A 7,871-nucleotide genomic window follows, 5' to 3' on the forward strand; every position below is an offset into this window, starting at 1 on the left:
GTCTTGTAACGTGCACGGCAGCCCCTGCTGCATTGTAACGGTCAGTTCCGCCAGTTCCGCTTCCCCATAACCGGGGCACTGATCCCTGCGGCCGGCACTTTCTGTTCATAGTTCATGCAAGGCTGGCCGGAAGAGGAATGTACAGTCTGGCTGGGCATGCTCTTCGTCTTGAAGCCGAAAGCCCGGCAGCCGCGCGGGAAACCTGGGTCCCACGTTACGTAAAAATGCTTGCACTTCATGCAGTCGATGCGGTTGACTTCCGTCATATCTCCCCCGCCTTATCTTAATATCCGCTATTGATTATATCGGAACGAGGCGGGAAAGTCGTTAGTGAACGGTAACCATGCCGGTGTGGAGAACGCGGTAGCCTTTGGATGCACCGCTCAGCTCGAGCAGGAAATACTTGGATGCCAGCGCGCTGTAAGGTGTCACATAGCCGTTCGGATACAGAGGGATCTTCACCGTCTTCTCCGTCTCGCCAGGCGCAAACCTTATCTTCTGAGGTGTGCCGTCATACTCGACGCCTGCCTTCGCCATCCAGCGGTCCCCTGCCTGTGTCAAGTGATCCTCCTTCGGTGTGAGCGTCACCGACGCTTCCCCCTCGCCGCTGCTGCGCATAACAGTCACTGTTAACGTCTTGGAGAATTTGTACGTACCGTACATATATTGAGACTTGAAGTAGAAGTTTGGCCGGTCATTATCCCGGATGGCAATATAGCCGTGATCGATCGCACCTATTGCAGCGTTAACAGGATTGGCTAGGGCAATTTTGAACCCTTCCGGCTTCAGCTCCACTTCCTTATCGTCGATAATGCCGAACAGCCGATTCGGTTCATAGAGCATATGTGTGTTATTCCAGCTGAACCTGGTAAAGGGATTGTTGGCTCGCGTATACTCAACATCCTTGTCGTAACTGAATTTCTGCGGTGAAAACTTCGTCATTCTGGAGGTGTAGTCCTCGTTCCGCTTGGCGCAGCAATCGATGTAATTCAGATCAACCGTCACCGGCTTGCTGCGGTCTCCTAGTATGATAATGCCATCCATGATGCTATTATCTGTCTGCCATGGGCGGACAGCCAGCTGGCCGTCTTCCACGACTTCAAACCAGGGGTTAGCCCGGTTGCTCTTCCTTGTGTAAGTGACAACTGTTTCATCGTCATCAAAGACGTACAGCTCCGCTGTTGCGCTTTGGTAAGGGACGACAATATTGTCGGTCTCAGGGCTGATGGATATAGTGTAATATTCTATGCATTCGGACACTTCATCGTCCGTAATGGGCACGATTATTTCCTGCTGAGGCTGTTCGTCTGTAAAGGTAAGCGTACCCTCCCGGGGGGGAATCTGTGCATATCCGCACGCATTGGCTGCGGGTCCGACAAAATGCAGCTGCTCCACTTTGTATCTTACAGCAGCTTCCTGGCCGCGGCCCAGCCGGCCTTCGAGCATGACCTGGATCCGGCGGTCTCCGTCGTCCTCGTTCTGGCCGTAGTAATTGGCTGCATCTTCATCCGTCCACCCGGTCGTATAGTCAAAATCCGTCAGTCTAACGACTGCGGCCGTATCCTCTGCTTGTACGGTAACCGGCACAGGCACTTCAACCGGTGCAGCATCGAGTACAGGCGTGTCCTGTGCCAGGATGCGGATAGGCTGAACCGCGGTGGCTATTGTGATTGCTGCTGTAACAAGCAGTAAGGCTGCTTTCCGTTTCATGGTATTACCTCCAAAGGCAGTTAGTGTTTGATACAAAATGTATCTTCCATCTAATTATAGGTCAGCGGAGCTGCGGTGTAAAATAAAAAGCAACTCATGTTGTTGTTGTCCACCTCATTCCCGAACAGCTGTTTCAAAACGATTAGGCGGCATAGCTGAAAAGCAAGCCAGCAAGCAAAATACATATGCTCCTTTATAACCCCGGCAGGTCCGCTTGAATCGGTGGAGCCGGTTATATGCATGGCTTCTGTGCATAGGATGGGAGAGAAGGAGTGTGGTGACAGCAGTGGAAGCAAAGCTGAGGCGGTATTATGAGTTGAAACAGCAGATCAAACAGCTCAGCGATGAGCTGGCCGAATTGCGTGATGAACTGATTGGGTACTGTATGGAGCATGAGGTCCGGCAACTGGAAGCTGGCGGCTGCAAGCTTACTCTGGTTGTGCAGCAGCGCAGGGAATACGATGATGCGAAGCTGCTCTCGGCGCTGCCTGAACCAGAGCTGTGGCGAATGCTGTCCAGAGCGGATACCGCCAAGGTGGCCAGTCTCGTCAAGCTGAATGTGCTCACCGAAGAGCAGATTAAGGATACTTACCTATTAAAGGATGTTCAGCTGCTGCAGGTGGTAAAAAAATAGAGGCATATAAGCCGCAAGGAGATGATGAAAGGCTCCGCAGCGGCTTATATATGCTCTAATTGTGCTCCAGGATGGTCTTGGCCAGCTGGGTACGGTTGCGCAGGCCTGTTTTTTGCAGCATGGACTGGACATGCTTCTTGACCGCCGCTTCACTGATGTACAGCGCACCTGCAATCTGCCGGTTGGTTTCTCCCTTGATAAGCCTCTCCGCAACCTCCTGCTCTCTCTGGGTGAATGAGAGGAGAGGCAAGTTGTTCTTTACCACGTGAACATGCTTGTCAATGTCTTGAGGTCCGGCGAGAAACGCGAGGAGCTCGGGTATTTTATCAGTCCGGGTATCCAGCATGTAGGTCGAAGCCGGTGTAACGCCATCATAATCATAATGCACGGCGCCGGGAACTTCCCGGAAGCCCAGGCTGATGCAGGCCATCCTATAATAATCTAGGGGTGGCGGTGAGGTGACCACGATTCTGCCGGAGAGCATGCAGCCAAACTGCATCCGGATCATATCTGACCGGAGCTCCTGATCTTCCGGGTCTTCTACGTCAACTGTAAGCATATACGTGGCGATCGAATCCTCCTCGCTTGTGCGCATAGACTGCAGGATTGCAGGCGGCAGCTGCTTGAAATAAGCTGACGTCACTGGCGCGCGGGTTAAGTGCTTCAGGCTCCTGCTGTGGATTGGTATTTCTGCAAGCAGACCGATCATGCGACCTTCCGGATTCCGCAAAATCTTCAGCTCTGCACCGTGCCTGTGCATGCCGGGAATATCGAATGCCTTGAGCCTGAGCAGCCCTTGCTCCGCTGTAAAGGTGTAGCTGAAATCTGTGGCTGAATCCGGGTCCGAGCAGACAATTTTATAGCCCTTCCCACTATACATCCGGCGCTCAAGATAGCTCAGCAGCTCCGGCATATTGTCCGGCCTGAACCGCTCGATAACATTCTGTGACCAGGAGGTATGGCGGAAATGGGCGCGCAGAACAGGATTATCCGAAAAGGTGACCACCTCTGCAACCTCTTGCGTAATATCCTGCTTATTCGCAATTCTGTTCCTGATTCGTGCAGAGAAGATTTGAAGGGCCTTGGCATTAAGCTTGTCGTAGGTATCGGGCATTCTTCTCCGGAAGCTGTGTTGAAGGGTCTCACGAACCAGTTCATGGATATTCCAGCCTCTGGAGGACTGCGAGACGAAGGACAAGCGGATGAGCTCTTCGAAGCGTGTTACAGGCAGCTCGTTCTCAAGCAGCAGAGACAACGTTTCCAGGTTAAAGGTTCGTGGAATGGAGGCTGCCATAACAAGCTGCCGCAGCTCTGTGTCCGTAATTTCCTGCAGCCACAGATCCATGATGTCATCCAGCGGTAAAAGGGTTCGTGACGGATCGAAAATACGATTATGGCGGGCCAGGGGAACAGCCAGAGACAGAACTAGCGGATGTCCGAAGGTCCTAAGCCATATTGCATCCATCGCTTGCTCCTGCTGGATACCCGAACGCTGCAGATAGGCGCAGGTTTCCTCGTAACTTAGTTCTTTTAGGGGCAGGGGGACAATCAGCCGCTGCCAAGCTGACGAAAGTCTCCAGCGTCCTGCCAGCGGATAACGTCCCGCAACAATAATAAGAATGTTCGTATGCAGCTTCGGAAGCGCTTGTTCCCTAAGCCATTGATCAACCAGGCCGGCTGCTTCGTAATGATCAATAGCAAGGACAATCCGATGACGCTCTGCAAGCTCGTTCACAATATCCCAGTTTGCCCATACGTCTTCTCCCTGTTTGTCAGTATGAGGGGCGGGGAGGCCTAGCTGTGTCAATAATCGCAAATACACCTGGCCGGGATTAGGAACCATATCCTTCATGTTTAATTCTGCATATCTTGCGCCATGCTTGCGGGCTAGTGTGCGGCAGCGTCCGAGCAGACTGGTTTTGCCTATCCCGCCAGTTCCATGAATATTGATAATCCGTTCATCCCGCAATTCCAGCCGTGCTATATATTCTTCAATAAGATGAAGCTCGAAGGCTCTTCCGACAAAGTCGGATTCCATCCACTCCTGCATCTGCCGGCCTATGGTCGGCGGGCTTCCGTTTTTTTGCCAATCCTCCATATCGCTTACTCGGCCCTCCAACTTATCAGAATGGGTACCAGATAATTCTACTTATGGATACCGTATTCCTCCCCGTTTCCATGTTAGCTTGTAAACAAGATGCTAAGGAGGGATTTGTATGGTTTCCATGTCAACGAAAGATAAGCTTAGAGACCCCGGATTCCGCCGGGAGCTGATGCAGCAGGACCGGATTACCGGTTCGGAGATTCTGCTCCGGATGCTGCTGCTCGAGGGTGTTGAATGTGTGTTTGGCTATCCGGGAGGCGCGCTGCTCTATATCTATGATGCTATGCATGGTAATGAGCACTTCAAGCACTTGCTGGCCCGGCATGAGCAGGGTGCCATCCATGCGGCCGACGGGTATGCACGGGCAACCGGCAGAACAGGGGTATGCATAGCGACGTCAGGTCCGGGGGCAACGAACCTCGTAACAGGCATTGCAACCGCCTGCATGGATTCGGTTCCGCTGGTGGTCATTACGGGTAATGTTGCCACATCGCTGATCGGAACAGATGCTTTCCAGGAGGCCGATATTGTTGGGATCACACAGCCGGTTACAAAACACAGCTATCTGGTCCAGCGTGTGGAGGATTTGGCTGTTACCATCCGGCAGGCTTTTCGGATAGCCAATGAAGGGCGCAAGGGTCCGGTGCTGATCGATATTCCAAAGGATGTGTCTGCGGCATCGACAACCTTCATATACCCGGAGATAGAGGCCGTTGAAGATGCCGCTGAGCTGGGGGCTTCACAGGAAGCTGCGGCAGCAGAACTGGCGGACATGATCCGAGCTGCCGAGAAACCGGTAATCCTTGCAGGGGGCGGGGTGATTCATTCCGAAGCGGCGGAGGTGATGAGGAATTTCGCCGAAAAGCTGAATCTGCCGGTAACGACGACGCTGATGGGGCTTGGCTCTATACCAGGAGGACATCCCTTATCGCTTGGCATGCCTGGCATGCACGGCACCTATACAGCCAACCAGGCGTTAATTAACTGTGACCTGCTTATTTCATGCGGGGCACGCTTCGACGACCGGGTGACCATGCGTCTTGACGGGTTCGCTAGGGGGGCACGAATTGTCCACATCGATATTGATGAAGCCGAAATAGGTAAGCTTGTGCGGGCGGATTTGGCGGTCAAGGGCGATGTGAAGGCTGTCCTGGAACGAGCCCTGAGGATAGCGGAACCAATTGAGCCGCGTCCTTGGAATAGTCAAATTGCGAGCTGGAAACAGGCGGTTCCACTGCGTTATACCGCCTCGGAGAAGGAACTGAAGCCGCAATATGTGATTGAGATGATTTCTCGCACGACGAGAGGGCAGGCCATTGTAACGACAGATGTGGGGCAGCATCAGATGTGGACAGCGCAGTTTTACCAATTCAGTCACCCGCGCTCGCTCATAACCTCCGGCGGCTTGGGTACCATGGGCTTCGGCTTCCCGTCCGCGATTGGGGCGCAGATCGGCTGTCCTGATAAGCTTGTCATTTCCGTTAACGGGGATGGCGGGATGCAGATGTGTGTGCAGGAGCTGGCGGTTTGCGCCATTAACCGGATACCGGTCAAGATTGTTATTATTAATAATCAGACACTTGGTATGATTAAGCAGTGGCAGGAGGTCATCTATGAGAGCCGTTACAGCCATATCGACCTGTCCGGCAGTCCGGATTTTGTTAAGCTGGGTGAAGCCTACGGGGTCAAGAGTCTGCGGGCCACTACCCCGAGGGAAGCAGAAGAGGCATGGAAGGAAGCGCTCGGAACGGATGGTCCTGTACTAATAGACTTCCATGTAAGCAGGGATGAATATGTATATCCCATGGTGCCGCAGGGCCAGTCGCTGGAGGATATGATACTGGGGGATGAAGACAGATGACCAAACATACGATTTCCGTCCTGGTCGCAGATCAGCCGGGTGTTCTGCAGCGTGTCTGCGGCCTGTTCGGCCGGAGGGGATATAATATTGACAGTATATCAGTTGGACGTTCTGAGTCAGAGGGCTGCTCGCGAATCATTCTTGTCACATCATGCGAGGAGCGGATAGCCGACCAGATCTGCCAACAGCTGAACAAGTTGATCGATGTCATTCAGGTGAAGCTTCTTAGCAAGAAGCCATTGCTAACCAGAGAATTAATGCTTATCAAATGTCATGCCGCAGCTGGAGCCCGCCAGGAAATATTGGGGCTTGCCGATACCTTTCGCTGCTCTGTCATTGATGTCGGGGCGGAAACCATGACCATTCAGGTGGTAGGCGACAGGGAAAAGAACACAGCTTTTCTGCAAATTTTGCGGCCGTTTGGTATTGTGGAGGTGACCGGTACAGGAGTGACGGCTGTAAATCGGGGCTGAACGCAGGTATGCTGCATCCCTTCAAGCCAGCCGCTTGAAGGTTTTTTTGTTTTCTTACAAAGATGTAAGGCTTAAGAAAGGTTATTCGATAGCAGCATTTAGCCCGCTCCGTTAGAGTGTAGACAAGACGACTTGAAGGAGGCCGGTGCGAATGCTTCATACAACCTATGTTAAAGAGCATGCGAAGGCTGGGAATAAACATGCGGCAAGAGGTAAGCAGAGAGGAATTTATCGTTTATATAAAGTACCTGTGCTGTTAATGGCACTTGTGCTGCTGCTGCTCGCCGTATGGCACAGCGTGCTGGCCGTTGGAGGCCGGTTAACCGAAGAGCAGAAGCTGAATGCGGTACTGAACGGAGAGCACTATATATCGATTAACGAGATGCCGGACTATGTATGGCAGGCATTCATTGCGGTGGAGGATAACCGGTTCATGAGCCATCATGGGGTGGACCCCAGAGCGCTGGGCAGGGCGTTGGCGGAGGACATTAAAGCCGGAGGCTTTGTTGAAGGAGGAAGCACGATTACGATGCAGCTTGCGCGCAATCTGTTTCTGACCCATGACAAGACCGTGCTGCGCAAAATCAAGGAAACGGCGATTGCTCTTCATCTGGAGCGCAGCTATACCAAGGAGCAGATTCTGTCGATGTACTTGAATCAGATTTATTTTGGGCACGGCAAGTATGGAATTGAAGAAGCGGCTAATTTGTATTTCGGGAAAACTGTACGGGCCGGAGACCCGGACCGGGAAACGATCCGGCTGGAGGAAGCGGCAATGCTGGCTGCTCTGCCGAAAGCGCCCGAGAATTACTCGCCGTTGCGGAACCCGGAGAAGGCGTATGAGCGGAGGCAGCTTGTGCTGGAGCTCATGGAGCAGCATGGTGTCATTACAGCGGAGGAGCAGATGGAAGCCAACTCGCGTGAATTGGCTGTGAATGTAACAGGGTAAGGCAAGCGGGCGGATGCTCGCGCAGAAGAAACTTGGACAGCTTAAGCGGATACCAGGCTTAGCTTTACAGCCGAATGGGTCCTGAATGAGTACGTTAGATCTAATGTATGCAGGCGACAGACTTAGAGAGGGGCCTTGCC

Annotated in this window: 7 protein-coding genes; 4 read left to right on the top strand and 3 right to left on the bottom strand. The window is 52.8% G+C overall.

The window, feature by feature from the left end; translation table 11 throughout:
* Window positions 1-41: 41 nt before the first annotated feature.
* The gene (locus tag L1N82_RS10620; RefSeq protein ID WP_235287338.1) at window positions 42-266 is read right to left on the bottom strand and encodes a uracil-DNA glycosylase; all 225 of its coding nucleotides are present in this window, start codon (window positions 264-266) and stop codon (window positions 42-44) included.
* 61 nt (window positions 267-327) lie between these two features.
* Window positions 328-1,710 (bottom strand): Calx-beta domain-containing protein, encoded by a 1,383-nt coding sequence (locus tag L1N82_RS10625; protein WP_235287339.1) that lies wholly within the window; start codon window positions 1,708-1,710, stop codon window positions 328-330.
* Window positions 1,711-1,984: 274 nt separating this feature from the next.
* Between L1N82_RS10625 and L1N82_RS10630 the strand changes: the two genes are divergently transcribed.
* Window positions 1,985-2,344, top strand: a complete 360-nt coding sequence (locus tag L1N82_RS10630; protein ID WP_235287340.1) for a hypothetical protein — start codon at window positions 1,985-1,987, stop codon at window positions 2,342-2,344.
* A gap of 55 nt (window positions 2,345-2,399) precedes the next feature.
* Here the strand turns inward: L1N82_RS10630 and L1N82_RS10635 are convergent, their stop codons facing one another.
* A complete protein-coding gene (locus L1N82_RS10635) occupies window positions 2,400-4,442 on the bottom strand; it encodes a helix-turn-helix transcriptional regulator (RefSeq protein ID WP_235287341.1) in 2,043 nt (680 codons plus the stop codon).
* A gap of 127 nt (window positions 4,443-4,569) precedes the next feature.
* Here L1N82_RS10635 and ilvB point away from each other — a divergent pair, with 127 nt between their 5' ends.
* The 3 genes from ilvB (at window position 4,570) to L1N82_RS10650 (ending at window position 7,731) form a co-directional block, all read left to right on the top strand.
* On the top strand, window positions 4,570-6,309 hold the full coding sequence (gene ilvB, locus L1N82_RS10640; protein WP_407946741.1) for a biosynthetic-type acetolactate synthase large subunit: 1,740 nt from the start codon (window positions 4,570-4,572) through the stop codon (window positions 6,307-6,309).
* Window positions 6,306-6,782 carry an acetolactate synthase small subunit gene (ilvN, locus tag L1N82_RS10645; protein ID WP_235287343.1) on the top strand — a complete coding sequence of 159 codons (477 nt, stop codon included), beginning with the start codon at window positions 6,306-6,308 and terminating at the stop codon, window positions 6,780-6,782. Before ilvB ends, ilvN begins: the two co-directional genes overlap by 4 nt.
* A 151-nt stretch (window positions 6,783-6,933) precedes the next feature.
* Window positions 6,934-7,731 carry a transglycosylase domain-containing protein gene (locus tag L1N82_RS10650; RefSeq protein WP_235287344.1) on the top strand — a complete coding sequence of 266 codons (798 nt, stop codon included), beginning with the start codon at window positions 6,934-6,936 and terminating at the stop codon, window positions 7,729-7,731.
* Window positions 7,732-7,871: the final 140 nt, after the last annotated feature.

Origin of the sequence: Paenibacillus tarimensis (assembly GCF_021532315.1) — a bacterium.
GTDB lineage: Bacteria > Bacillota > Bacilli > Paenibacillales > Paenibacillaceae > Paenibacillus_I > Paenibacillus_I tarimensis.